The organism is Polyangiaceae bacterium, from assembly GCA_020633235.1.
Taxonomy (GTDB): Bacteria; Myxococcota_A; Polyangia; order Polyangiales; family Polyangiaceae; genus JACKEA01.
This window is the reverse complement of record JACKEA010000001.1, coordinates 2,324,296-2,350,716: the sequence shown is the minus strand read 5'-3', so window position 1 is coordinate 2,350,716 and position 26,421 is coordinate 2,324,296. Positions and strand designations below refer to the sequence as shown.

The following is a 26,421-nucleotide window of genomic DNA, read 5'->3' as shown; positions in this document are numbered from 1 at the left end:
GCGCTCTAGTCTCGCTTTCTCACGTGGACCTCGATGTCAGCGACCCCGGTGCCGAGCCGCTCGAGCTCCGCTCGCACCTCAGTAACCACGCCGTCCACTGCTGCGGGGTCGCCGAGCACGACGTTCTCACGCCTCCACACGTGGGTCTCCGGCGGCGGCGAAGGGGGCTCGATCACCGGTGGGGCCGGCGGCGGCGGTTGCGGAACCGCGGGCTGCTCGACAAGGCGACCGACCAGCTCCTGCGCATGACCGTTCCACGCTTGGATCGCTTCCCGCGTCAGCTTTCGCTCCTGCTCCGGCTCTTCCAGGAGTGTCGTGAGCGCGCTCAGGTGCGCTTGAACGGCGTCGGCGAGCACGGGATGTTGTTTGGCTCGCTCCAGGTGCCCACGCGAGGTCTCGTCGAGCGCGCTCAGTGCGTCCTCCATCTGTTGTGCGTCCGCGACAACCCGACGGATTGGGTCGCTTCCCTCGTCAGGCCAGAGCTCCAAGAGGTCATTGAGCCGGCGGCAGGAGTCGGTCTCCGCCTGCTCCAATGGTGCGAGGCGCCGGAGCGCTTCCTTGAGCTCGCCGAGGCGCCGAGTCGCCTCGGGGGCCAAGCCAAAAATCCGCTTGTGGAGCCCGCTCAACAGGCCACGTCGATTTGCGCCCGCCAACTTGAGCGCCTCGCTGTAGCGGTCCTGCTCGCCAAGGGTACGGTGAAGCGGTGCCGCGTCGCCCAACTTCAGGCTGGGGACGAGCTCGCGCAACCGGCTCCATTTGGCGGGTTCGAGCACTGGAGCGCGCGCCAGCGTCAAGCCGGTCTTTGCGCGGCCGTCCAAGACGACGTCCACGACCTCCCGTGTTCCGCTGCGTAGCACCCGATAGCTGTAGGCGCGCGCGAGGAACACCAAGAACAGGTTGCGCACCGGCACCGTCAACCCATGCTGCTCGGCAAGGTGCCGATCGATGTCGTCCCAGATCACGCTCTCGGTCGTGGCTCGATCCAAGACGTCTCGAACATAGCGAGTGTCTCGCCGGAGCGACGCGCGGGTCTGGCCCAAGTCCACCAACTCGAGCGGGCCTCCCAGATTGCGCAAGATCTTCTCGTTCGAGTCGTCGAAGGATGCCGTTGCATCCGGGCTCTCCGCTGCCGTGACCAGCCAGTCCGCGAGCACCTGGAGCTCTGCCGGGCGCGGCTCGGACGGGAATCGCGGGTGCGTCGGGTGCAGTCGATCCAGCAGCCCCTCGGCAAAACGCGCCAGGTTCTTGTGCAGCTCGGGCTCCGGGATCGTAGGCGTCTGCTCGCCTAGCAGTGACAGGGCTTCCCCGTCGTCCTTGTAGACCTCACGCAGCAAGTCCCGAATTCGACCTTGAAGCATGTCGACTCGTTTGAGCGCTTGGTCGACGAGCTGGTCTCTCTCGCCCTGGGCACAGTTCTTGAGCAGCTCGGCTTGCCCCTCTTGGCTCGCCAGATACTCCGCTGCGCAGAGATCCGTGAGCAGGCCCATCTCGTGAGGAGTCAGATGGCGGGGCAACCAGCACAGCGTTGCCATCGAGCCATCCCGCTTCCGGACGGTTCGGGTTCGTTCTCGGTCGTGCTCGACCGCGAAGCCGGGCTCATCCCAGGGGTAGTCGATCAACAAGCGAAAGCTGTCGCCGCTGTCGGGCCTGAACCCGGAGTTAGGGAGCTCGCGAATGTTCACCAGCCCGACTGAGCCCCGGCGGGTCGTGCCGCGCCAAACCACTTCGTAGTCACCGTCGCGTTGACCGTTCTGGAACCAACGCCGGTCGCTCAGCTTGAGCTCACTGGCCAAGAGCTTGAAAAACGTCTTGAGCCGGACGTGGTGAACGCCGACTTTCGAGCGAGCGCGGCCTAGATACTCGGAAATGTCAGCGCGCTGCACGGCGACGCTCACCACCGCCGTACCGCCGCTACCAACGACCTGGAGTGACGGGACCTTCTGGCTCAGCGCGATGAGATCTTGAACTGCCTTCGAAACCTTGCCCCGCTCCGTGTGACCTTCGACATCCGCGTCATTCAGTCGCACCAGGCGCTCGACCGTCAGACCGGCGGACCCCCGGAGGCGAGGAGAGATTTCGGCCAAAAGCGCAGTCTTCACGAGCTGGTCGAGCACGCGTCGTCGTGCTTCGTCGAAATCGCCCCCTTCCTTCAGCATCGTCTGCATGGCTGGTTGGAAGCGCTGGTAGTACAGCCGGTGGATGGCGCTGAGGTCCTCTTGCCGCCGCGCCGCCACGACGCCGCTCTCCGGAAACACCGCCTCGAACGCGCTACCGACCGGCAACAGATCTCCGAGAGGCAGGTTCGGATAGTGGACGACGAGTAGCTCGTAGAGCAGCCTCAGCGCAGTACGCTCGCGCTGCATGAGGGCCGAGACGTCGATCAGCATTTCGATCAACGCCGGATGAAACGGATAGACGTCCCGCAAGTAAGCGACATCAGCCTTTTGCAGCACATCCGGCAGGATCTTTTCGTGCCGCTGCGCGAGCCCGTCCAAGACGGTGCCGAGCGCGACCGGGTCTTTCTTCTTGAGAACGCGCTCCTTGCAGATGTGTCGGAGCTCCACGTCCTCCAGCTCCGTCACTTCGAAGCGTTTCGAGTGGTGGTCCAAGTGCGAGTACAGCTGGTCTTCGTCGACCAGGTCCGGAAAGAACTCCTTGATGTGGCGCTGACGGGCCACAAAGACGAACAAAGGCACGTCACGCCTGCGGTCCGTGTGATCGACCATCACGTTGAGCTGATTGATGGCTTGCTTGAATTCCGGCGCATTCTTCTCGCTCAGCCACAGCAAGAGCTCGTCTATCAGGAACACGACGCCGCCGAAGCCCTGCGCTCGCGCGTGCTGTGCTAGGCGCTGGAGCCCATCGGCCCAGTTCGGATCGATACCGGCGCTTTCGACGTCCCGCCCTTTCCATTCGAGGTACGCGCGCGCGAGATCTTCTCGCTCCTCGGGCCCCCCCGTTGCGAGCTCGTCGAACGCGGACGGTCCGTCCACGACCTCGGCCTCGCGCAGTCGCTTCCAGAACGTCTCCCCGTAGCTCTGGGCCTCGCGGCGGGCTTCCGCGATCACGCGCTCGACGTCCAGGAACTCGAACGCGGGCTTGCCGTGACGAGCCAGGGCCTGGTTGAAAGCTGCGTACACCGCACGGTCGAACCCAGCACCACCGTGCGCCATGGTGAGCATGTGCAAGCGCACGACCAGGACGTTGGCGCCGCGAATCCAATCGCGATGCTTCTTTTCCAGCTCTTCGATCAGCGGATCCGGCTTGGCCCATCCAACGTCGTGGTTCTCGAGCAGCAGCCCGAGATAGGCCATGAAGTGGCTCTTGCCCGAGCCGAAGCTGCCATGCACGAAGCGCCCCTCTTCCTCGCCGCGCTCGTGGGCGTGTCGCAGCCGGTCCATGACGACTGGCAGCTCCTTTCGGACCGTGGGCGTCAGCACGTAGTCGCGCACGAGATCTGCGAGCGCTTTTGGGTCTTTCTCGTCGGTCAGACGAACTACGTAGCGGAGCGCACCGATGTCCTCTTTCGCCGGCAGATCGAAAACGTCTGTGATTGTCGGACTCATCGCTTGGCTTTCCTTGGAGCCGCCGGGCTCTTGCTCTTCGCCACCGCGACAGCAGGCGGCGGTTTTGGCGGGGGATGGTGCTCGGCCCAGGCAGCGAGCAGCGCCTCGGTCACGCCGTCGGCGCCGACAACGTCGCACAGGATGGCTCGGAACTCGGCCGCAGCCCCCTCGTCATCCCAGGCCACATAGGGCAAGAGGAACTGCACGCCCCAGAGCAGCCCGTACCGCTCCTCGAGCTTCGCACCCGTTGCTTCGGCTCGTTCGTCCAGCTCGAGCAACGCCTTTGCCCGCTGCGTCGCCGTCCACCCGACCCAGCCGTAGAGCGGCTGCTCTGCGCTCGGCACCTCGGTGAACGCGATGAACCGCTCCTTGGGGACGTCGAGCTTGCCGCGGTGCTTCCAGTACTCTGCGCGGAGGAAGTCACCGGAACCGTACTTCGGTGCCGGCGCGGGCTGCGGGCGCGGCCTGGGTGGCGCCGGCTGGTGCTCTGGATCTGCTTTGTGTCTGGCCTGCTGGGCTTCCCAGGCATCTTCCTCGTGCTGAAGCAGCCAGGTCTTCTCCCATGCTGCACGCACGGTGAGCCCTTTCGGCTTGTAGACGTGGTGCTTCACGTTCGGCACGGACTCGGACCACAGCGTGCTCGCCACCATCCGCTCGAGATCGAAGCTGCCAGAGCCGCTGAGCAGCTCGGCGACCGCTGCCACCGCGGCGTCGTCCTGCAACTTGACGGTCAGCTCCCGAGCGGTGAAGGGGCGCGTGTACGTCTTGGCCTCGTCCTCGACGCGGTCGGCGAACCACTCAGCCAGGGCCTGTTGTTCTTCCTTCGCGTGGTCGGGGCAGTACCAGCGCCGTTTGTAGGTCGCTTGCTCTACCAGACCGAGCTCCCGGGAGGCTTCGGTTCGCTCGAGGCGGGCGCGCGTGACGTCACGCCACTCTGCGGGAATGCTGTTCGCGTCCGCAATGGGTTGCCAACCGTGTCGCTCGAACCATGCCGTGGGCTGTTCGTCGGGCTCTTCACCGTTCGCAATGGCCTCGCGACGCTGAGCGTCCTCTTGCGCGAGTGTGATTTCGAAGGCCCGTTCGCCTGGCGTGAGCGGCAGCACTTGGTCCGCGGCGCGGATCTCCCCCTGGGGCGCCTCAGGGTCGATTCCATACAGGCGGTAGCAGAGCCAATCGAGCTCTTCTTGCAGGCCGACCATCTGCCGAAGGTCTGCCAGGTCTTCTTCTCGGCGGGCTTCCAAGGCAGAGCGGAGGGCCGCTGCGCCCGCCGCGGCTTTGGCATTAATCACCGCACGCGCAGAGCGTTCGACGCGCTGGTGCGCGAGCGCGTCCAGCCGAGCAGCGAAGGACTCGAGCGTCGCGTCGCGAGGCGCCGCCAGCGGAAAAGCGCCAACCTTCGCGCCATCATGCTCGAAACGCGGTTCCCATCCCTCGTCACCAATGCCGCCGCCAATGCCACCAACGCCGGTTGGCTGGCATGTTTGCTTCAGCCAGAAGCAGGCTGTCGAACTGTTGAGCTGGGCGAGAAGGCATAGGTGCTCGATTTCGGTCGCCCCCCGAGTCAGCTTGATGACGGGCGCGTGCCTATTGAACACCCTGCCGCCGCGGTCCAGAACAAAGTGGTTGTGCGTTGCCTTGAACGCGAACGCGATGGAGAGTGGGGTTCGGTTGGCCGCTGCGGTGTACTGCATGTACTCGTACCACTCCAGTCCAGCATCCAGCATGACACCTTGAAATGTCGCCCGCGCGGCAAGCGTCGTACGGAATGGCCACAGTCTCAGCAGTCCCTGCACTACCCTGGAGGGGGGCAGCCTGGCGAAATCGGCGGCAGGATCATACGGGAACCACACCTTGTCCAGCGGGTGGGCAGCCCAGTCTCGTACATCCTCACCCTTCAACAACCACCTCCAGTCCGGGGCGTGATACCGGCACGCAACGAACGCAGGGAGCGAGAAGACGTCGTCGTTTCCTGTTCTCGCCCCTCGACCGATGGGCGGTTCCGCCACGGAAATCACTGTGACGCGATTGTCGCGGATTGCTTCCTTCAGCTCCGCTGCACCGCCGCCACCGATGCTCCACGAGTGTTTGGCAAGGACGGAGCGTTCAACCGGGGCGACCGAAACAAATTCGTTCTCGAAACCGAGCCTATCGTGCCCGGCAAGGATGGAACGCCAGACGTTGCCTTCAGCGGGTACGGCGGGTTTCCCGGGTTCACCTCGCTTTCCCATCACCACGGGCACCGGGTCCGTGCCAGACGGCTGTCGGCGGGCGAACAGAATGACCGTCGGCGTTGCATGCCCCGGGATGTGAGCGCCTGCCGTATCCACTACTTTCGTCAGGCGATGTCGAGGCAGGACATCGTGCACCAGTGCCTTTCCAAACTCCCGCTTCATGAACGAGTTCGCTGTGATCTCGCCCACGAAACCGTTTTCGATAGTCAGATCGAGCATGCGCTCGGTGAACGGAGCGCCCAGAGAGTACGTTCGATACGCCGACACGTATCGCTGGCGCTTCTTTTTCCCATGGCCGACCTTTTCTCGGTGGTACGCCTTCCGTGCCGCGTCCTTCTCCGTGATGAACGGTGGGTTGGCTACGATGGCGTGGAACTTGTCCTCCAACAGAGGTCGCAGCTTCGCCCGTACCTCGCTTTGCGTGAGAGCAGCAAACGGCTTGCCGGCGGCAAACATCTGCCCTTGCGCGTCATCCAGCTCGATTTGCTCCAGCGCATCCGCCCAGAACACTTGCGGGTGCAGCCGACTTGCCACCGCAAAGTCTTTCTCGCCAAGCAGCTCCAGGGCCGTCATCACCAACCGCGCGCGCGCCAGGGCGCAGGCGTAGTCGTTGAGATCGATGCCCACGACCCGCGCCAGACAATCACCCACGACTTCAGGAAGCGTCCGCTCGGGATGCTTCGTCTGCATTCCAGCGACCATCCGCTTGAAGGCGGCCAACAGGAAGTGCCCCGAGCCACACGCTGGATCGAGGACGCGAACGGTCTCGATCCCGAACTCTTCGATCGCCGGCGTGAGCGTCTGGTCGAGAATGAAGTCCAAGATGAAGTCCGGCGTCTGCCGCAGTGCGAAACGCGCTTTCACCACGGGGTCGAGATCTTCGTAGAGGTCGCCCATCAACCGCCCATCGAAAAGCTCCTCGTCAAATCGGTAGTGAAGGTCGCCGGTTTCCGGGTCTCTCGCACGCCAAAACTCCAATAGCTTTCGCGAGAGCGCATCCGGAATCGCCGCGACTTCGGCGGCCTGGGGTGCGAACAGCTCCGGCAGGCCGCCCTCCTCCGCCGCCAAGTCGCGATACACCCAGCCGAGGTACGCCGTGTCGCCCAGGTTCGGAGCGAGCCGAGCGAAGAGCTCGGGCGAATCGGAGTCGACGATCCGCCGCGGTCGAAGCAGTCCGCGGTCTTCGAGCACTCTCACGTACACGCTCTTGAGGACCCAAAGCACAGCCGCGCGACGCGCCAGCAGATCCGTCCAGACCTCGAAGTCCTCACCCACGTGCTCGTCCGCATGAAGCTTCAGAGCCCGCTCCCGCACGCCGCCGCGCTCGACCATGCGCGGGCGGATAGCCGCCGCCATCTCGGCCACGAGCGCGGCCAGTCCTTGGGTCAACTCGGTGCGTTTCGCTGGTTCCATTCAGCCCTCACTCAGCGGCGGAAGTGGGCCCGAGAGCGGCAGCGTCGCACCGGGAAGATGAAACACCGGATCCTTCTCGTTCAGCAGCGGCTGCCGTTCCTGGATCACCCCAGGGATCACGAACGCCCAGAAACCGCGCTGCCCACCCTGTGTTTCGTCGTACAGCGCGCGCACCAGGTGCGCCGCGTCGCACATCTGGAGCAGCGCCGTGTCGCCAAGAACGGTGCGGCAGTCGGGTCGCCCTCTTTCGCGCAGCAACTCCTCGAGCAACGCTTCCGCCGCCCGCGTCAGTTTCCGGCGGCGCGCCTTCATACGAAGCGCGCTTTCGAAGTCGGCGAAACTCGGCTCCATGCGCTCGAGCAGCCGCTGCTCAAAGCTGATGTACTCCGCATTGGGAATGGCGGCAGCCACGCTGCACCCGTAGTCCGCGTGATGCTCAGGGGGCGTGACGAGCAGGCGCCATTCCCGTCGTTCGGCCGCATCCCTCAGTCGGGCGACCAGGACTTGCTCGGGGGTTCGATCCGGAGCGCGCAGGTCGTCCGGAACCGGATCGCGCGCGGCTTCCGGGGCCTCGATCGCATGCGCCGCAGCGGGCAGCAGGGACTCTCCCTCGAGCCGGTAGTCGCCGAGTGCCGCGATGATCCTGGCGAGCTCGTCTGCCATCGGGAATACGACGTGCTCGCCGAAGCTCTGACGCACGTGCTCCTCCAGCTCGGTGACGGTCATGGGCAGGCGCCGACGCGTCAGCACGTAGGCGATGGCCTCGGCGCCAGCGACGGGAGCCTCAAACAGTTCGCCCCCATCCGTCAGCGCCACGTCGAACAGCAGGCGCGCCACCAGCGCCACCACGTCGTGCTCGTACTCAGGCAAGAGCGGCCGAAGCGAGCGCCGGGCGGCATCTGGCTGCGCCGGTGGCCACGCGGCTATCTGCCGCGCTGTCTCCAAGAAGGACTTGAGCACCTCCCGATCGAACGCGGGCCGGACCACCAGCTCTAAACTTCCGTCATCGAGATCAGCGATCCAACGCATTCGGACCTGCTGCAAGCTGACGAGAAGGCGGGTCAAGCCGCGCGCCAGCGCATCGTCCTCCGGAAGAAGCTCGATCATGTTTTCAGTCAGCGCACGCGCGGCGTCGCCAAGAGTCAGCACGCCACCGTCGGCGCTGAGGTGCCGTTCGATGTTGTCGAGCGCTTCCTCGAGCTCGCGCATCTCCAAACGATCGAGGGCTCGATCCTTGGTGCGACTGACTTCGCTCTGCAGCACACCCAGGCTCTCCGCGAGCTCCGTCTGCACCAGTGGCGCAGCATGAAAACCGAACAGCCCCTCGACCACTTCGCGCTCACGTGCGCTGAGCGGCTGCGAGGCGCGTGCCCAGAGTTCCGTCAGCGTCGCCGGAGGCGGTCCTCCTCCCGAGCCACCCTCTGAGAAGTCGTGCAGAACTTGAACGACCTGGCTGATTCGGCCAGCGCTCACACCCTCCAGCGCAGAGAGCTCCTCCCGAGTGGCGTCCGCGAGCTGCCCGACGGTTCTATACCCGGCCTGCGCCAAGGAATCCCTGAGTCCGCTGGGCAGCGGCAGTCGATGGATGTCCGTTGGGTCACCATTCAACGTCGGCCACAACGCTCGACGTTCGCCCACTACGGACTGCTCGGGCGGCACGCCCGCGTCCAGCAGCGACTGTCGGACAGCTAGCACCTCGCGCAGCTTCTTCTTCCCGAGCCCGCGCAACGACATGACCTGGGACTCGCTGAGGGCGACCAGCTCGCCCTGCGTGCGCACGCCGGCTCTGCGAAGGATGGCAGAGCTCGTCGAGCTCAGCGCGGTGGTGGTCAAGGGCGCGGCCGCCGCCGCGGAACGAACCGGCTCGGCGGCCGCTGGCGGTGTGGACGTTGGCTTTCCAAGCGCTTCCAGCAACGCGGCTCGCATCGCGACCGCCGAGGGGTGGCGACGCTCGGGGATCGGGTCCAACGCCTTGCGGAAGAAGGCGGCCAGTGCTGGAGCGTCGAGCTCGTCGTCGGCAATGTCGGGTTGCTCGCCGGGCATGGGCGCGCGTCCGTTGAAGGGATGTCGACCCGTGTAGATCTCGAACAGACACAGCGCCGCAGCGTATCGGTCCGAGACATGGCTCCAACGCTCGAAGCTCGGATCTTTGTAGAGCGCGGTGCCGATGAAGGGCGCATCGTTGGAGTGTCCGGCCAGCGAGAAGTCGATGAGCGTCAATCCCCGGTCACCCACCATCAGGTTATCCGGCTTGATGTCCTTGTGAGTGACGTCACTCTTCTCGAGGAACGCCAGCGCAGACAACAGATCCTCAGCGTACTTCCTCAAGATCGACGGCGCCGGTTCGCGATGCTCCGCCAGCCACCGAGAGAGCGGCATGCCCTCGACTCGCTCCATGACCAAAGTGAGCCGCTCGGGCACCACGTAGGACAGGTCCACCGCGCGAACGACGTTCGGATGCTCTCCCAAGCCGAGGAGGGCGCGGTGCTCACCACGAAGCGCATCCTCCGCGCCCTCCGCAGGGCGCGCCACCTTGAGCGCTCGTGCGGCACCGCTCACCAAGTGCCTGGCCGAGTAAACCGTGGCCAGGCCGCCGGTACCGAGCTTCTCGCGCACCTCGTAGTCGGGGCCCAGCCGCTGCCCCGGCTCGAGGTTTTCCGGATCGAGGCGTGGCGCCGGCGCCGGGCTCGCGCGTCTTGACGAACCCACCGCAGCCTCAACGGCCTCGATGGCTCCAGCCAGGGTCGGGAAACGGTCCGTCGGCCGCAGCCCAATCATCCGCTGTATGGCAGCGTCCAGCGCGCTCGGCACGGCGGCGTTCAGGTCACGGGCGCGAGTCGCAACGCCGTTTCTCCTGAGCAGCGCCGAGGTGCTTTCGAACAGCGGGCGGCCGTTCGTGACCATATATCCCAGAACCGCGCCGAGACCGAACTGGTCCGAATGAGCGTCCGCGTCCGAGAACGAATGCACGACCTCGGGCGCAGCCCAACGAAGTCGTTCGTCGTCGACTGGTGTGCTGAGGTGCAAGGACGTGCCCGCTCTGAGTTGTTTTGCAAAATCGAATCCGGCGACCCGGAGATCCGGCTCGGTAGCGTCGGGCGTGACGAGGACGACGTCGGGGCGCAGCATCCGATGGACCACGCCCTGCTCGTGCGCATAGCCGACGGCGCCGGCGAGCTTCTGCCAAAGCCAGACCAAGCGGCGCACGCCATCGCCTCCGCGGTTCGCTCGCTCGTTCTGAGGGATCCAGGATCTGAGAGAAATGCCCGCGAAGTGTTCGAAGGGCACGCAGACTCGAACGCCGTCGTCGCCCTCGAAGAACAAGTCGGCACCCAGGACGTTCGGGTGCGTGCCAACGCGAGCCAGCACCTGCGCCTCCCAGCGCCGCCGCTGCAAAAAGCGCTCCCGATGGGCCGGGTCGGCCAGCGGATCGAGCGTGTAGACTCGCAATGTGCGAGTCGTGTCGTGCAGCGTGTTGCGAGCGGCGTACTCGGTGTAGTCGTCGGTGGTGTCGAGGACGTTCTCGAGCTCGTACTCGCGGATCCGTCGTGGCGGAGCGAGGGTCTTGTCTACGCCTGTGAGCAGCTCGTGCAGCGTGCGGGCGCAGTGGTCGTCGACCGGCGGCGACGCCGGACCCGAGCGCGCCCGCTGGTAGACCGAATGCGGATCGCTGATTGCGTCCAGAACGGAGCGCTTGGTGTGGACGTGCAGCCGACTGAGTGGCCCCTGGAGCTCGACGCCGGCCGCATGCGACAGGAACACGAGAAAGTCGACCCATGGTCGACCCGCATCAAAGCTTCGGCGCCGCAGCTCGGACGCCAACACCTGCGCGGTCTTCCGATTCAACCGGAGCGGGCTGCGGACGGGCGCCGGCACGTACCAGTCGAAGTCCGTGCCTCGGATCCTTCCCCGGTAGGCCTTGATCTCCACCACGAAGAGCGCGTGGGGGGCGACCACAACGGCGTCCAGCTCGTAGATCCCTCCGCTGCGCTCGACGATCCAGGGATTGCCGTAAACCGTGCAACGCTCGTCCAGCCCATCGACCAGGAACTTGATGGCTTGTCGCTCGGCGTCGTGTGCCGGCTCGCCAACCTTGATGAACTTCGCAGGCATGGAAGTCCCGTGCGGCTCAGACCAGGACGACCTTGGCGCGCGGGAAGAAGCGCTTCAGGTCGGCTTCCTCGTACAGCCCGCCCTTTTCCTGCGCGACACCCAGAACGTAGTCGAACTGCTCGCCCCGCGATCGCATCCGCGAAAGCTCGGGATCGATCACGACGGGCGGCTGCCCGGCCAACCCGAGCTCGACGGCAACCAAGGTCGCCAGGGTGAAGTCGCGCCAGTCTCGACAAGCGACCGTAAACACGTCCTGAAAGTAGATCCCTTCCTGCGTCGTCACGACATGATGGGCCAGCTGCCCGCCGGTCCCCGGCAACTCGAGAGCCTTGTGGTGGGGTTTCATCTTGTGGAGATCCGCCTTCGCCATGCGCGTGGGCAGGTCGAGACGCTTCGCCTGCGCCGTGAGGTAGTCGTCTCCGTTCTCACCGCTGGGACGTGCACCAATCTGCTCAAGCCACCCGTCCAGCGCGCCTCCATCCAGTCTGGCAAATGGCATCAGTTCGACCGCCGACGGAGGGCTGAATGCGAGCGGTTGCGTGACCGCGGCGTCTTCTCGCAGCAGCTCCAGAAGATCTTTAGCGCCCATACGGCCACGAAACTGCCGCCACGTCGCAAGTCCGGGCTCACGCAGCCGCGGCGGCCGGTGACCTAGGTGCTCCTCTCGAAGCAACGCTTCCGCAATCACCGCAGCCCAGATGGCAGTCGGTCCAGCTCCTGATGAAACGAGATTTGGCTCTCCCATGGGCATCCTCGCCGCGCTCCGCCGGCCGATCCCGACTGGCGGCTTGGCGGGTGGGATACTACTTTGATTTCAGCGAGATCGGAGGGAGTTTCGAGGTCGGAATGCGCCCGCCGGACGCGCAGATCGCGCTCCAGCGACCGGGCCGGTCGCAGCAGCGGTCACTTGGGCCTCAACCTGCCCCATGCGCGCCGCGCGCTGAGCGCGAAATCGCTCAATCGCGAGGTGCCTCTCGAGGCTCGCGCTCGGATCCGCGCGTTGTGGCCGCGCTAACGCTGCCGCTGGCGTCTGGCCTTGGTGCTCGCCGCTGGCCGCCTTCTGCGACTCGTCGGCCGCGCCACCGACGGTTGCCCGATAGAGATCAGCTCGAAGCCTGGGGACGATGCGCTCGGCCGAATCTCGACGTGGCTTCGCCGACGACTCGGAGTGACCCCGCACAAGTTGATGCTCACGATCAGGTACCTGAAGACGACGGGCACGACCGGCGCCATCACGGGGCCGTCAGCGAAGTTGAAGAAGACCAGGGCGGCCCTCACCGCACTGTGCTGCTGATCCATGTAGCTGCCGAGCTGGGTAAGCCAGTCACCAAGCCTTCGCTCCGTTGGAAGCTTCTGCAGCTTCTTCACCTCAACGACAAGCGGGCCAAGGTCGTCCTCCACCAGCAGGTCCACTTCACTCGAGCCGAACTTCGTCCCGAACGCGGGGATGTCGCGTTCGACCAGAAAGCGACAGAGGTCGCGCTGGAGCGCCAGCTCCCCCTTGCTGAGCATGTCTGCCCGAACGCTGTCGCCGACGACTTCCAGTCCGAGCTTGTACGCGCGAAGGGCCCGCTCAACCGCGCCTTCCGGCCGAATCCGGCGTTGAGCCGCGATCTGCACGAGCTTCGCCATTTCTTCCAGCGCTCGCTCCGAGGGCACGGTCTCGCGCGAACCGAGGGAGCGTCGGCTCTCGCGATGGGCACGCCCGTCGAAGAAGTATCCCGCCGGTTGCAGCCCCAATGCCCGGGCGAGCTCTTCCCTTTCTGGATCGGCCCAGCACGCAGCCAAGCGCCCAACGCTCCGGGTGATGACCCGGTCCGTGGCGGACCATGTCCGTGTCGATGGGGTCGAGGTCCAGCACAGAATCGTTGCGGGCCCCGCTGTCCCGGTCGGAAGCGAAGCTGTGCCGTCGCGCTCGAGCGCGCGGCGAGCAAGAAGCGGACGAACGCGTGAGACGTACTCCGCGATCCGTTTTCGCGCGGCCTTCGGCTTGGGAAAGTCGAAGAAGCTCGACTTCACGACCGCCGAGTCGAGCTCGAGGTGCACCTCTGCAGATGGGTCGATCTCTCGCCGCAGCTTCGCCCAGAATTCCTCGACCTGCTCCGCAGTTAGGAGCTCGAGCTTCTGCTGAAGCAGGGTCGCCACTTGCTTCCGGATCTCCGAGTGAGGCGCCAGCGCCATGAGCAGACCCTCGAGCGCCAGATCGCCGACGAAGCTAACGCGCAGTGCAACCTCGAGCTCTTCGAGCTGCTCTGCCTTTTGAAGCCCCGTGACGAGTGACGTCAAGCGTCTCAGGCGGACTCGCCAGTCAAACTCCTGCCCGTCGGGAAACCGCATGCCGAAAGGGGGCGACGGCTCCTTCGCCGCGGCTTGGAGCAGGGCCAGGACCTGCGCCAGAGCGCCCGTGTCAACTCGGGCGCCCGCGGTCAACTCCTGCTCCATTCCTGGCAGGTCGAGGGCGTCGCGAACGTACTCGGCTGCCTCGAGCACCACGTCCTGCACGTCCTCGTCGTCCCACAGCCTCGTGGCATCCGTACGGGCGGAACGAATCCGATCGATGCGCTCCAAAAGGTAATCCGCGTGCGAACCAGCCATGCCGACACTGGTTAGTTCGCTGGCAAGCAGCGCACAAGCGCGCAGTCCAGCGGGTACCGCGCGCTACGCGCGCGGCTTGCGTCGGAGAGGTTCGCTAGTAGCCGGCACTTGGCGCGGAGCCTTGGCGCGCGCTCGCCACCTGGCCGCCCCGATCGCGCCCCGGCCCCAGAGCCCGCCCGCGGTGGCGATGTCGATGTTGGCCAACTCCGTGATGGTCATGCGCATCACACACTTGAGCAGGTACCTCCGCGCAGCTGCTGTGTCGCCCACGTTGACTTCGGGATCCCCGGGCTCACGGCTAGCTTCGGCGATCTGCATCGCGATCGCTTGGACCCGTCGGTCGGCGATCAGGGTTTCGTAGACGCTCACACGCCACTCTCGGTCTTCGTTGGTGCTCTTGTTGGCCATGTCGGCAGCATGAAGATGGAGGTGGCGAACGGGCAGACGCACAGGCGTCGCGCAAGGTCGCAGCGGTCGCGAAATTGAAACAGTAATTAGGAGAAGACGAGCGCCAGCCGACCACGAATGGTCTTGGTTACGCTGGTCGCGATCGGCTCTTCCGTGGCTGCTTCGCGTGCAGCCGTCGCGACAGTGCACGCCCGTCGCCAATCGCTGCCCGCGCCATTGCCAACAGTACCCTCTGGACGCAGTCTCGATTCGAAGGAGGTGCGGCATGCCGACCTTGAAAAGCGTAATGAAGCAGAACCGGGGAATCGTCGGACATCTGACCGTGGCGGAAGCGCTCGAGCTCGAGCCCGAAGATGTCGCGGAATGGGCGGACGAGGTCGGGCTGCCCCAGGTCGACGGGGTGCGCGTCTTTGGAACGAACGACCTGGCGGCGCTGGAGCAAAGCCTCGAAGACAGCGAGGACGACCAAGGTGACGAGTCGGATCAAATGCTCGATGGCGCCGACGACCATGACGACGACCGCGATGACCCGGAAGACGACGACCGCGACGACGAAGACTGAGCCGGACGGGCAGTGCGGCCCGCGCTACGATCCGGCCATGCCGGGCCGAAAACCGCGTTCCGTACTGCCGCTCCTTCGCAGCCGGGATGCGCTATTCCGCCACTTGTGCGCCGAGCTACCCGGATGGGACGCTTGGCTCTGGAACACGGCCGAGCAGGGCCGACAACAGCACTACGAGCGTGCCGGTCTGCGCTCGGCAGAACAGGTTTGTAGAGACCTGGAGCCCTTCCTGGTCGAATGGATCGACGCGATCGGTCTGCAGCACGCCGAGCAGGCCTTCCGTCCGTTCGCCCTGGAGACGCCGCGCCCCGACCTACGGGCAGAGCATCCGGGCGCGGAGCCGTACACGCCGGTCCGCCAGGGTGCTATCCCGGGTCACGATGAGTGGTTCAAGTTCCTGAACGACAAAGGCGCGCTCCCGTCCCGAATGCTCATCGGCCTGCTCGGCGCGGCCGCGTGGCTGCGCCACCCATCTCGGCCATCTGGACGTCCCGGCGTTCCTCGGCGCGAGCTCGCCATCCTGTGGGTGGAAGCCGCGCTCGTGCCCTACGTTTCGTCGAAAGCGTATCGGGGCGTGCTCGCAGGCAAGGCGGTTGTCCCTCCGCACCACGAGATTGAGCATTGGACCGGGCAGTATCGCAGCGCGCCCTTGGGATTCTCGCTGTTGGCGGCGGTGGTGATCTGGTTGGCGGCTCCCGCGCCCTACGACAAGGAATACGACGGGGTGGTGGGCCGAGCTCCACCGGACCCCGACGTGTTGGAAGTTCCCAAGTCGGCAATCGACACCCTCGCGTCCGAGCTCCGTGAACGCGCCCGTGCACGATAAAGGGGCCAGGGCTTTATCGCGCGTGCGTTGAATGCGTGGCGCCTCACGCTAGCGGGGCGATGTCACGAGACGCCGAAATCCGTCAAAAGCTAGTCGATGCCGCCCACCTGGTCGCTGACGCGATCTGCTTGGCGCTCGGGGCCGGCCCGACCGGTGCCGAGCCCGTCAGGGTGCGGCACCGGCGACAACCTGGGCCACGCCTGGCACGCCCTGACGGCCCGGTCTCGGACATCGCGCGGGCGGCAGCCAAAGCGGCGCTCAAGCGCTGTGGCTGGACGCCGCCTGCACGCTGAAACAACCTCGGAGAACGCGATGAGCCAAGAACGAAGAATCACGAGAAATGCCACCCGGCGCCAAGGCGCTGGCTCCATCGAGCAGCTCCCGTCCGGGCGACACCGTGCCCGTCTGCCGCGCGGGGTTGGCGCCGGAAGGACCCTCGGCGTCTACGAGACCGAGCAAGAAGCCAAGGAAGCGCTCGACGCCGCGCTCGAGACCATGGGCGAGGTCATGCGGGAAGCCAACACCGGGATCAAGCTCCGCGATTTCGCAACCAAGGTGCTCGATCGACGCGAGCTCGACGGCGTCCGCGACGTTCAAAACGAACGCTACCGCGTGAAGGAGCACATCCTGAGCCATCGAATTGCGGGTCTGCCCGTCACGGACAACTCGCTCAGTCGCTCGGTGATCAAGGCTTGGAGCCGCGACGTACAGCAAAAGCGCGGGAAGATCTCGTGGCGCGGCGCCGTCCAGAACGGCACCGTGCGTAGCACCGGCAAGCGGCTTTCTGCGGAGACCGTCAAGAAGATCCAGCTCGTGCTCAAGCTCATCTTGGACGAGGCCGTCGAGGACGGACTGCTGACCTCGAACCCTTGCGATGTGCTCAAGTCGCCCCGCAACGAGCGCACCCACGAGCCGTGGACCTACCTGATGCTCGAAGAGCAGCAAGGGCTGATGACGTGTCCGGACATCCCTGAGCCGGACCTGTTGCGCATCATCTTTGCGGTCGGGACCGGCCTGCGCCAGGCGGAGCAGTGGCACCTGGAGCTCGCCGACGTACACGTCGACGGCGACGCGCCGCACGTCGTCGTGCGCTACTCCACGGGTAGAAAGGCCACCAAGAGCGGCAAGGTGCGCAAGGTCCCGCTCTTCGGAATGGGCCTGGACGCCGCCCGCCGCTGGCTCGAGCTTCTGCCCGCTTACGCCCCCAAGAACCCGCTGGGCTTGATGTGGCCGACGCCTTCCGGAGCGCGCCGACAGCGCTCCGAAACCTATGGTTTCCCCGAGCACCTGGCGCTCGCGGACATCAGCCGCGACGTTCGCTGGCACGACTTACGCCACACGTTCGGCACTTCGCTGGTCAACGGCTTCTGGGGGCCGAAGTGGTCCCTCCAGGAGGTCGCGAAAGTGATGGGGCACTCGTCGGTGAAGGTCACCGAGCGCTACGCGCATGTCGATGACGCGGTGGTCAACGAGCTCGCCGCCAAGACCAACAACATCGTGCCCACGGCGAGCAGCACCGTCGCCCTGCAGCCGTCTACGAATCCGTCCCACGCTCGTCCCACGGCGGGGCGCTCCGGCGCCCGTCGCGGCCATGGACAAAAAAGAAAAGAGCCTGCGGTTACAGGCTCTTCCCAACGTAGCGGGGCGGACGGGACTCGAACCCGCGGCCTCCGGCGTGACAGGCCGGCGTTATAACCAACTTAACTACCGCCCCGTAAGCGGTAAGGACGCGCTCTATAGCACAGGCAACCCGCCGGTCCACAAGACAAAAGTGCGCTCGTGTGGAGCGCTGGGAGTGGCGGAAATCATGCTGGAAGTGCGTGGGGGCCGCGACGGGGATCGCGCCGGACCAACCCCATGATCGGACAGCCCTCGAAGGGCGGTATCCTCGGGGTCGTGTCGGGGCAGGACTATCGCGATGGTCGGGCTGCACTTCGGGAGCAGAACGCGGTCCTGGAGGAGGAGCTCGCGGAGCGCGAGGCGGAGCTCCAGCGTCGGGAGCACGAGCTGGCGGAGAGGAACGCAGAGCTCCTCGCCAAGGACGCGGAGCTGGCAGAGCTCCGCGCCCGGGTGCCGCCGCCAACGCCGGCGGGCGATGGCAAGCGCCGGTGCACCGCGTGCGAGCGCGTGAACGACGCCCACTACAAATTCTGCCTGGGCTGCGGAGCGGACCTGTCGTCGGCACCACTGGCGCCGGAGCAGTCCGACGCCGTTGCCGCCGCACACGAGCCACCGCAGCGATTCCTGGCCATCGCACTGGCCGTGGTGGCCTTGATGGCGGGCGTCATCGCGGCCCTCGCGATGCGTCCGTAGGAGAGGAGTGAGCAGATGCGATGGTCCACGATGGGGCTCTGGGTCGGCGCGCTGACGTTGGCCGCCATGGTCGGCTGCGGCGGTAGCGACTTGAGCAGCTCGGGCTCCGGCGGCGCCGCCGGTCAGGGCACCGGTGGAGGAAGCGGTTCCGGCGCCACGGGCGGCAGCGGAGCCGCCGGCGGCACCTCTCCTGGCGTGGCCAAGCTCGTGTTCCAGACCAATGCGGCCAAGAGCTACTGCCGCACCACGGACGGCTGCTCCACCGCGACCAGCATCGTGATCAAGGATGCAACCGGCGCGGTGCTGAGCCGGTCGCCGGGTTGGTGCTACACGCCGTGCGACACCTGCGAACCCCAACCCTGCCCCGGCGCCGCGTGCCTCGAGCAAGGCGAGCCGGTGACGGGCGAGAGCGTGACCTGGGACGGCAGCTACTACCCGAGCAACACCTGCGGCAGCGGCAGCCAGTGCGTCGACCACCTGTACGCGGCGCCCGGCAAGTACACCGCCGTGATGTGCGCCACCCCCGGCGCGCTCACCCAGGATCACACCGCCGGCGTCCAGGTGTGCACGCCGTCCGGCCCCGAAGAGTGCGTGGAGGTGCCCTTCGACTTCCCCTCCGCCGACACCTTCACGGGCACGCTGCCGTAGGTTAGCGCTCGAAGGTGAGCTCGTAGCTGCAGCGCTTGGCGCCTTCGGCCACGCACTCCACGCGCTCGGCCGAGAGCAGCCGCGGTCGCCGGACGTGCGACGCGAGAGCCTCCACCGCGCCCAAGGGCGCGAAGCAATGCAGCCGGGAGTGACCCTTCCACCCGTACACGCGCACGCTGAGCACGCCGTCGATGGGATCGAAGCGCGCGTGCATGGTGCCCGAGTCGTAGAGCTGCCTCCAAGTGGTGGGCAGATACTTCTCGAAGCGCTCCGGCGTACCGAACACCGAGACCATCGCGCGACCGACGGGCCCAGCGCCCGTGAACCCCACCTTCTGGCCGAAGGTCCGCGCCATGCGCTCCTGCTCCCAGCCGAGCTCGTCGGCCAACACCGTGATGACTTCTTCGATGCCCTCCACGCCGTACCAGTCGCTCGCCACGAAGCGCTGGGTCACCAGCGCGAGCGCCGTGGGAGAGAGCCGCTTTCGCGCGCGCGCCACGGCAGCGGGGTCGAGCTCGCCGAGAGCCTTGCGCACGGCAATGCCCAACTTGCCCCTGAACGCCGTGCCCTCCATGCGGCACCCAGTGTAGCTCACCCCGCGCGGGTGAAGCGCCCCGCGCGACATTCGTAGCGACGTAGCGTCACCTTGCCCGCCACCCAGCGCGCGACCAGCAGCGCCACCCCCGTCCACACCGCGCGCGCGCCGCGCGGCGCGACTTCCGCAGGCAACAGCGGCGAGAGCTCGCCCATCGGATCGCGCAACACCAGCGAGAACGCGGGCGCCTCGATCTTTGGATGGCCGAGCTCGCAGGTCATCTTCGCTTCCGCGAGCTCGATGTCGGTGAGCGGCGTTTCCATGGCTCCCGCGCGCACGGCGTGGGGCCCGCCCGGACAATCGCCGCCGAGGATCACGTCGCCGTCGAGCATCAACGCACCCCGCGGCGTACAGCCCGACAGCACCGTCTTCGCTTCAGCGTAGTTCGGTTCCTGCTGCACGTTGAACAGCGTGGTCTCGGCAGTCCCCGACGCCGTCGAGCACACCGCGTAGTGCCAGCGTCCCTTCACCGCGCCGTAGCCGGCAACGCCCACGCCACAGGCAGCCGGAACGCTCAGTGGCAACCCGCGCTCCCGAGCGCCGCGCGCCGAAAGCTCGTGGGTCGCGAAGGCCGTGCAGTGTTGATCGCCGTCGCTGCAAGGAGTGGTCATCCCGCGATGCATCACGAGCAGCCGCTCGCCCTCTGTCGTCATCGCGAGGTGCCCGCGCCGTGCGCGATCACCCGCGCTCATGCCGCCGAGCGCTACGGGCGGAAGAAATCGAAGCTCCGCGCGGGACCCGAAGCTCTCCCACGCGCTGAGCTCGCGCCCCTCCTCCTGCACCCACGTCACTGCAACGGCGTCATCCGTAGCCGCCGCCGCGACCTCCAAGACCTTGGCTTCAGCCTTCTTGTTTGTCGGTTCCGCGCGGCCCACGTCGCGCGCGTCCCCCGCCGGCGCTCCCCCGGCGTCGAGGGGCGCCACCCTGAGGGCGCCCGAGGGCGTCGCCCACACGAGCAGCACTCGCTCTCCGGCGCTCACGAGATCGAACGCCACTTCCGCGGCCACGGCGCGCGGCGGCGGAAGCGCGGCGAGTGGCGCCGAAGGCGACGCTGCGGCAGGTATCGACGCCGACGGCGCCGGCGCCCCGCCATCGGCGCGATCGCAGGCCACTGCCGCGAAGAGCACCACCATCCACGCCGCCCTCATCCGCACAGCATAGCTCCCGAGGCAGCGATCCGAAGGCCTGCTGCTATACTCCGGCCATACTTTTCTTCTACTGGAGGGAGCTCATGCGCACACGCATCGCACTCGGTTTGGCTTCGGCGTTCTTGGTCGTGGCTTGCGGTGGCAGCAGCGACGACGGTCTGGGCGGCGGCAATCCGGATGCCGGCAGCGGCGGCGGCTCGACCAGGGGCACCGGCGGCGGCGCGGCGGGATCGGGCGCGACGGGTGGCGCGGCAGGCGCAGGCGCGACCGGCGGCGCGGCGGGCGCAGGCGCGACGGGCGGCGCTGCGGGCGCAGGCGCGGCGGGAAGCGGCGGCACGGGCGGCGCGGCGGGAAGCGGCGGCGCGGCGGGAAGCGGGCGCGACCGGCGGCGCGGCGGGAAGCGGCGGCGCGGCGGGGGCGGCGGCACCGGTGGAGCGGCGGGAAGCGGCGGCACCGGCGGCGCAGCGGGAAGCGGCGGCACGGGCGGTGCGACCTGCGCGCAGCTCGAGGTCCAGTACAAACAGACCTTGGCGGACGCCAAGGTCTGCGACCCCACCATCAAGATGCTGCAGTGCACTTCGAAGGTGAACGACGAGCTGTCCTGCCCCTGCCCTACGTTCATGAACCCGGCGAATGCCACGGCGGCGACCACGTTGCAGAAGCTGCAGACGCAGTGGACCAAGCAGGGCTGCAACGTGGGCGTGATCTGTCCGGCAGTGCTCTGTCCGGCAGTGCAAAGTGCGCAGTGCGTGGGCCCGGGCACCAACGGCCACTGCGTCGACAACGGCTTCGGCCCCGTGTAGCTGGGGTTGCGAAGGGGGCGCGGCGCGGGGCAAGGTGATCCCATGCTCCGCCGACCGAGCGCCGTGCTGCTGCTCCTGGGCTTGGTCTGTCTGCTCGGCGGACTGGGCCTCGGCGGCTACGGCCTGTGGGGCTATCGCGGTGCGCTTGCGGACCGCGCCCTCGAAAGCACCAGAGGCACCGTGCTCAAGGTCGACCTCTCCAGACAGCGTAAGGACTCCCGGACGGGCGCCCAAGATCCCTTCTGGCACGTGGTGCTGGTGACCTATCGCTACGCCGTCGCCGGCCGGAGCTACGAGAACAGTCGCTACGCCTTCGACGAGCCCCAGGAGAAATTCAGCCAGCGGTCGGATGCCCAGGCCCGCGCCGCAGTGCTCACCCGGAAGGTCGGTCAACAAGGCGCGCTCGAGGTGCTCTACGATCCCGACGCTCCGGCCCGCAGCGCGCTGGCGCGCCGCGAAGCCACGCCGGCGTTGGCCGTGGTCGGCCTCGGCGGTGTTGCCCTCCTGCTCGGGCTGCTCTTGTTCGCGGCCCACGTGTCGCGCCGCCGGACGTACCGGCGACTTCTCGAGCTCGAACGCGCAGGGTGAGGCGCGACGGGATTCGCGCCGGACCAACAAGAAAATCGGGATAGCGCCTGTCAGGTCGGGGGCGCCAGCGGCGTGTTAGCCTCGCGGCATGCAGCTCGAATTCGTGGGCGCGGCCCAGACGGTGACGGGTTCCAAGCATCTGGTGCACACCGAGCACGCCACCGTGCTCCTCGATTGCGGCATGTGGCAAGGCCGCCGCCGGGAGTCGATCGAGAGGAATCAGTCTCTCGGGCTGAATCCGCAAAAGGTAGACGCGGTGATCCTGTCGCACGCGCACATCGATCACTCCGGTGCGTTACCGATCCTGGTGAAGCGCGGCTTCGACGGGCCGATCTACACCACCAGCGCCACGCGCGACCTGTGCGCGGCCATGCTGGTGGACGCCGCGATGATCCAGGCGTCCGACGCGCGCTACATCAACAAGCTCATCGACCGCGGCGACAGCGACATGGAGCGGGTGGAGCCACTGTTCGACGAGCACGACGTGGTGCGGGTGCTCGATCACATGGTCACCATTCCGTACAACCGCCCGCTGCCGGTGGCGAACGGCATCAAGGTCACCTTGATGGACGCCGGACACGTGCTCGGCAGCGCCATCACCTGCCTGGATGTGGAGGAAGGCGGCAAGACGCGACGGCTGGTGTTCACGGGAGACCTCGGGCGCAAGAAGATGCCCATCCTCGAAGACCCCGAGATCCCGCTGAACGCGGATCTGCTGATCACCGAGAGCACCTACGGGGATCGCCTGCACACACCAATAGAAGAGGTGGACGACGAGCTCGCCGCGGTGATCAAGCGCGTGTACGAGCGCGGCGGCAAGATCGTGATCCCGAGCTTCGCCCTGGAGCGCGCTCAGGAGATCGTCTACGCGCTGAAGAACTTGAAGAACCAGGGCCGCTTGCCCAAGATCCCCGTGTACGTGGACTCTCCCCTCACGGTGAAGATCACCGACGTGTTCAAGCTGCACCCGGAGTGCATGGACGACGAGGCCACGGAGCTGATTCAGGGACGGAGCTCTCCCTTCGAGTTCGACGAGCTGCGGTACATCTCGCAGCGGGAGGACAGCAAGGAGATCAGCGCCTCGAACGAGCCAGCCATCGTGATCAGCGCCAGCGGCATGTGCGAGGCGGGCCGCATCCTGCATCACCTGCGCGCCACCGTGAGCGACGACAAGAACGCCGTGCTCATCGTCGGCTACCAGGCGCCGCACACCCTCGGGCGCCGCTTGGTGGAGGGGCGCCGGGAGGTGAAGATCTTCGGCGTGGAGGTGCCGCGGCGTGCGGAAGTCGTGGTGCTGAACGGCTTTTCGGCCCACGCGGACCAGAAGGATCTCATCGAGTACGCTCGGGACGTGCGCGACAAGGGTCAGGTCAAGGACGTGGTCCTGGTGCACGGGGATCCGAAGCCGCAAAAGGTCTTGAAGGGCCTGCTCCAAGATGAGGGGTTCGATCGCGTCGCGATGCCCGGCCCGGGAGACCGGATCGACTTTTGAGAAACCTGGCGGCGGCCGGCGCGTAGCCTGAGCACGATGGAGAGAGCGCGAACCCAGCGGCGCCTGCTCCTCGGCGTCGTGCTGCTGATCGCGATCGCCGCGTTCTTCCTGCTGCCCACACGGCGCTGGCTCCTGTGGCTGGCGGAGTGGGTGCGCGGCGCGGGGGCGCCCGGAGCGGCGGTGTTCGCGGCGGTGTACGTGATCGGCACGCTGCTGTTCCTTCCGGGGTCGGTGCTCACCCTCGGCGCCGGCTTCGCCTACGGGCCGCTGTGGGGCACGCTGTTGGTGTGGCCGACGGCCACGGTTGCCGCGGCCCTCGCCTTCCTGGTCGGCCGCTTCGTCGCCCGCGGAGCCATCAGCCAGCGCGTGGAGGCGCACCCCAAGTTCTCCGCGGTGGACGAGGCCGTGGGCGAGCAGGGCTTCAAGATCGTGCTCCTGCTGCGGCTCTCCCCGCTGTTTCCCTTCAATTTCCTCAACTACGCGCTGGGCCTCAGCCGCATTCGCTTCTGGCCCTACGTGCTGGCATCGTTCATTGGCATGCTGCCCGGCACCGCCATGTACGTGTACCTGGGATCGCTGATCACCAGCGCTTCGCGGCTGACCCAGGGCGCGCCCAAGGGTGGCACGGCGCAGCAGGCGCTGTACTGGGGCGGCCTCGTGGCCACCGTGGTCGCGACGATTTTCGTCACCCGCGTGGCGCGCCGCGCCCTCGCCCGCGCGCTGCCGGACGGCGAATGATCCTGGTGTTCGCCAAGGAGCCGGCGCCCGGTACGGTGAAGACACGGCTCGCCCAGCGCATCGGTCCCGAGCGCGCGGCCGAGCTCGCGGTGGCGTTCCTGCGAGACACTTGGGAGCTCGTGGCGAGCATGCCGGGGCTTTCCCCGGTGCTGGTGCTCGACGGCGCGACGCCCTTCCCGGCGGAGGTGTGGCCGCAAGGCGACGGCGACCTCGGTGCGCGCATGGAACGGGCGCTCCGCCGCGGCATCGAGGCGGCGGGCTTCGCCATCGCCATCGGTACGGATCTGCCGGGGCTGCCCGCGGCGCGGCTTCGGCAGGCTGCGGACGCGCTGCAGAGCGGGCGCGCGGCCTCGGTGCTCGGCCCCGCGGAAGACGGCGGCTTCTACCTGATCGGGCTCTCGCGCTGCCCGCCGGGAGCCCTCTCCGGATTGCCTTGGAGCACGCCGAGCACTTGCGAGGCGACGGAAGCGCGGCTCACCGAGCTCGGGATGCCGCCGCTGCGCCTGGAGCAATGGTTCGACGTGGACGAGGCCAAAGATCTCGAGCGCGTCCGGCAGCACGGCGGTGCGCACGCCCGTGCGGTGCTCGCGGGCTGGGAGCGCCGGTGATCAGCGTCGTGATCCCCACGCTGAACGAGGCCGCGCGCATCGGGGGGCAGCTCGACGCGCTCGACGGCATCGGCGAGGTCGTCGTGGCCGACGGCGGCAGCAGCGACGGAACTCCGGACATCGTGCGCGCGCAGCGCGGGGCGAAGCTCGTCGTCGCGCCGCGAGGCAGGGCCCGGCAGATGAACGCCGGCGCCCGCGCGGCGCGGGGCGACATCGTCGTGTTCCTCCACGCCGACGTCCGTTTGCCCCCCGACGCTGCCCACTGGATCACCAAGATCCTCGCGCTCCGGAACACCGCCGCGGGCGCGTTCCGGACCTGGACCGTCGACGACCGCGTCCCACCCCGGCGGGCGCCCTGGCTCCACCTGGCGGATCTGCGCTCGCGGTACACCCGCCTGCCCTACGGCGACCAGGCGCTCTTCCTGCACAAGACTACGTTCGAGGCCGTGGGCGGCTATCCGGAGCTGCCGCTGATGGAGGACCTGGAGCTCGCGCTCCGCCTGCGGCGCGTGGGCAAGATCCGCACGGCGCCCGCGCGCGTGCACGTCTCCGGACGTCGCTTCCTCGCGCACCCACTGCGCGACACCGTGTACGTCAATCTGTTCCCGGCGCTGTATCGCCTGGGCGTCGCGCCCGAGACCCTGAAACGTTTCTACGACGACGTCCGTTGACCGAGCGGCATCCCGAAGGTGTCGGCCACGGCTTGGTTCGTCACTTGCCCGCGGTGCACGTTCACGGCACTTTCAATGCGCGGATCCGCCGCCACGGCGCCGTCAATGCCATGCTTCGCCAGGGTCAGCGCGAACGGCAGCGTCACATTGCAGAGGGCGTACGTGCTGGTACGCCCCACGGCTCCGGGCATGTTCGCCACGCAGTAGTGCACCACGTCGTCCACGATGAACGTCGGATCCCCGTGGGTGGTCGGCCGCGTCGTTTCCACGCACCCGCCCTGGTCCACCGCCACGTCCACGATCACCGCGCCGGGCTTCATGGTGCGGAGATCCGCGCGTTCCACCAGCCGCGGCGCCCGCGCGCCCTCGATCAGCACGGCGCCCACCACCAAGTCCGCCATCTCGAGCTGCTCCCGGATGGTGTGCCGGTCGGAGAACACCGTGGTCACGTTCTTGGGCATGATGTCGTCCAGATAGCGCAGGCGATCCACGTTCACGTCCAGGATCGTGACGCTGGCGCCGAAGCCCGCCGCCACCTTCGCCGCGTTGGTGCCCACCACGCCGCCGCCCAGCACGCAGATGTGCGCCGGGTGCACGCCGGGCACGCCGCCCAGCAAGATGCCGCGCCCCTCCTGCGGCCGCTCCAGGTACTTGGCGCCTTCCTGGATGCTCATGCGCCCGGCCACCTCGCTCATGGGGGTGAGCAGCGGCAAGCGTCCGTGCTCGTCTCGCAGCGTTTCGTAGGCCACGCAGGTGGCACCGGACGCCACACAGCCCTTCGTCAGCTCCTCGCTGGCGGCGAAGTGGAAGTACGTGAACAGCACTTGCCCCGAGCGCATCAACGGGATCTCGTCCGGCTGCGGCTCCTTCACCTTCAAGATCAGATCGGCGCGCTTCCAGATCTCCTCGCGGCTGTCCACGATCTCCGCGCCCGCGGCGCGGTAGGCGTCGTCCGCAAGGCCGCTGCCGGCGCCGGCTCCCTTCTGGAGCAACACCGTGTGCCCCGCCCGCCGCATCTCCTCCGCCCCCACGGGCAGCAAGGCAACGCGGTACTCGTGGGATTTCACCTCTTTGGGAACGCCGACGATCATGGGGCTGACATA

Annotated in this window: 19 protein-coding genes, 1 tRNA gene and 1 pseudogene; 11 read left to right on the top strand and 10 right to left on the bottom strand. The window is 67.1% G+C overall.

Annotation, left to right across the window (positions count from 1 at the left end):
* Positions 1-5: 5 nt before the first annotated feature.
* The 6 genes from H6717_10390 to H6717_10365 all read right to left on the bottom strand — a co-directional run bounded on the left by H6717_10390 (position 6) and on the right by H6717_10365 (position 14,326).
* The gene (locus tag H6717_10390) at positions 6-3,566 is read right to left on the bottom strand and encodes a hypothetical protein (protein MCB9577418.1); all 3,561 of its coding nucleotides are present in this window, start codon (positions 3,564-3,566) and stop codon (positions 6-8) included.
* The gene (pglX, locus tag H6717_10385) at positions 3,563-7,210 is read right to left on the bottom strand and encodes a BREX-2 system adenine-specific DNA-methyltransferase PglX (protein ID MCB9577417.1); all 3,648 of its coding nucleotides are present in this window, start codon (positions 7,208-7,210) and stop codon (positions 3,563-3,565) included. The genes H6717_10390 and pglX overlap by 4 nt, the downstream gene beginning before the upstream one ends.
* Positions 7,211-11,323 carry a protein kinase gene (locus H6717_10380; protein MCB9577416.1) on the bottom strand — a complete coding sequence of 1,371 codons (4,113 nt, stop codon included), beginning with the start codon at positions 11,321-11,323 and terminating at the stop codon, positions 7,211-7,213.
* A gap of 16 nt (positions 11,324-11,339) precedes the next feature.
* A complete protein-coding gene (locus H6717_10375) occupies positions 11,340-11,912 on the bottom strand; it encodes a hypothetical protein (GenBank protein ID MCB9577415.1) in 573 nt (190 codons plus the stop codon).
* A gap of 422 nt (positions 11,913-12,334) precedes the next feature.
* Positions 12,335-13,918 carry a hypothetical protein gene (locus H6717_10370; protein MCB9577414.1) on the bottom strand — a complete coding sequence of 528 codons (1,584 nt, stop codon included), beginning with the start codon at positions 13,916-13,918 and terminating at the stop codon, positions 12,335-12,337.
* Positions 13,919-13,981: 63 nt separating this feature from the next.
* Entirely contained in the window at positions 13,982-14,326 is a 345-nt protein-coding gene (locus tag H6717_10365) for a hypothetical protein (GenBank protein ID MCB9577413.1), read from the bottom strand.
* Positions 14,327-14,591: 265 nt separating this feature from the next.
* Between H6717_10365 and H6717_10360 the strand changes: the two genes are divergently transcribed.
* The 3 genes and pseudogenes from H6717_10360 to H6717_10350 all read left to right on the top strand — a co-directional run bounded on the left by H6717_10360 (position 14,592) and on the right by H6717_10350 (position 17,172).
* Positions 14,592-14,888: a hypothetical protein gene (locus H6717_10360; GenBank protein MCB9577412.1), complete on the top strand. Its 297-nt coding sequence runs from the start codon at positions 14,592-14,594 to the stop codon at positions 14,886-14,888.
* On the top strand, positions 14,821-15,714 hold the full coding sequence (locus H6717_10355; protein ID MCB9577411.1) for a hypothetical protein: 894 nt from the start codon (positions 14,821-14,823) through the stop codon (positions 15,712-15,714). The genes H6717_10360 and H6717_10355 overlap by 68 nt, the downstream gene beginning before the upstream one ends.
* A 96-nt stretch (positions 15,715-15,810) precedes the next feature.
* Positions 15,811-17,172 (top strand): annotated as a pseudogene (locus tag H6717_10350) (tyrosine-type recombinase/integrase).
* A 182-nt stretch (positions 17,173-17,354) separates the two neighbouring features.
* Here the strand turns inward: H6717_10350 and H6717_10345 are convergent.
* Positions 17,355-17,428 (bottom strand) — tRNA-Asp (locus H6717_10345).
* Positions 17,429-17,571: 143 nt separating this feature from the next.
* Here H6717_10345 and H6717_10340 point away from each other — a divergent pair.
* Both H6717_10340 and H6717_10335 read left to right on the top strand, forming a co-directional pair.
* On the top strand, positions 17,572-18,027 hold the full coding sequence (locus tag H6717_10340) for a hypothetical protein (protein ID MCB9577410.1): 456 nt from the start codon (positions 17,572-17,574) through the stop codon (positions 18,025-18,027).
* Positions 18,028-18,042: 15 nt separating this feature from the next.
* A complete protein-coding gene (locus H6717_10335) occupies positions 18,043-18,675 on the top strand; it encodes a hypothetical protein (GenBank protein MCB9577409.1) in 633 nt (210 codons plus the stop codon).
* A gap of 1 nt (position 18,676) precedes the next feature.
* Here H6717_10335 and H6717_10330 read toward each other — a convergent pair whose 3' ends face one another.
* Both H6717_10330 and H6717_10325 read right to left on the bottom strand, forming a co-directional pair.
* Positions 18,677-19,270, bottom strand: coding sequence for a hypothetical protein (locus tag H6717_10330; protein ID MCB9577408.1), 594 nt, complete (start codon positions 19,268-19,270; stop codon positions 18,677-18,679).
* Positions 19,267-20,418: a hypothetical protein gene (locus H6717_10325; GenBank protein MCB9577407.1), complete on the bottom strand. Its 1,152-nt coding sequence runs from the start codon at positions 20,416-20,418 to the stop codon at positions 19,267-19,269. Before H6717_10325 ends, H6717_10330 begins: the two co-directional genes overlap by 4 nt.
* A gap of 83 nt (positions 20,419-20,501) precedes the next feature.
* Between H6717_10325 and H6717_10320 the strand changes: the two genes are divergently transcribed.
* The 6 genes from H6717_10320 to H6717_10295 all read left to right on the top strand — a co-directional run bounded on the left by H6717_10320 (position 20,502) and on the right by H6717_10295 (position 25,318).
* Positions 20,502-21,221: a hypothetical protein gene (locus tag H6717_10320; protein ID MCB9577406.1), complete on the top strand. Its 720-nt coding sequence runs from the start codon at positions 20,502-20,504 to the stop codon at positions 21,219-21,221.
* A gap of 42 nt (positions 21,222-21,263) precedes the next feature.
* Positions 21,264-21,809, top strand: coding sequence for a DUF3592 domain-containing protein (locus H6717_10315; protein ID MCB9577405.1), 546 nt, complete (start codon positions 21,264-21,266; stop codon positions 21,807-21,809).
* A gap of 88 nt (positions 21,810-21,897) precedes the next feature.
* Positions 21,898-23,301, top strand: coding sequence for an MBL fold metallo-hydrolase (locus tag H6717_10310; GenBank protein ID MCB9577404.1), 1,404 nt, complete (start codon positions 21,898-21,900; stop codon positions 23,299-23,301).
* Between the two features lie 36 nt (positions 23,302-23,337).
* Positions 23,338-24,039 carry a TVP38/TMEM64 family protein gene (locus H6717_10305; GenBank protein ID MCB9577403.1) on the top strand — a complete coding sequence of 234 codons (702 nt, stop codon included), beginning with the start codon at positions 23,338-23,340 and terminating at the stop codon, positions 24,037-24,039.
* Positions 24,036-24,647: a TIGR04282 family arsenosugar biosynthesis glycosyltransferase gene (locus H6717_10300; protein MCB9577402.1), complete on the top strand. Its 612-nt coding sequence runs from the start codon at positions 24,036-24,038 to the stop codon at positions 24,645-24,647. Before H6717_10305 ends, H6717_10300 begins: the two co-directional genes overlap by 4 nt.
* Positions 24,644-25,318 (top strand): TIGR04283 family arsenosugar biosynthesis glycosyltransferase, encoded by a 675-nt coding sequence (locus tag H6717_10295; GenBank protein ID MCB9577401.1) that lies wholly within the window; start codon positions 24,644-24,646, stop codon positions 25,316-25,318. The genes H6717_10300 and H6717_10295 overlap by 4 nt, the downstream gene beginning before the upstream one ends.
* On the opposite strand, the gene ald is transcribed toward H6717_10295, so the two are convergent.
* Positions 25,300-26,409, bottom strand: coding sequence for an alanine dehydrogenase (ald, locus tag H6717_10290; protein ID MCB9577400.1), 1,110 nt, complete (start codon positions 26,407-26,409; stop codon positions 25,300-25,302). The genes H6717_10295 and ald overlap by 19 nt on opposite strands.
* Positions 26,410-26,421 lie beyond the last annotated feature (12 nt).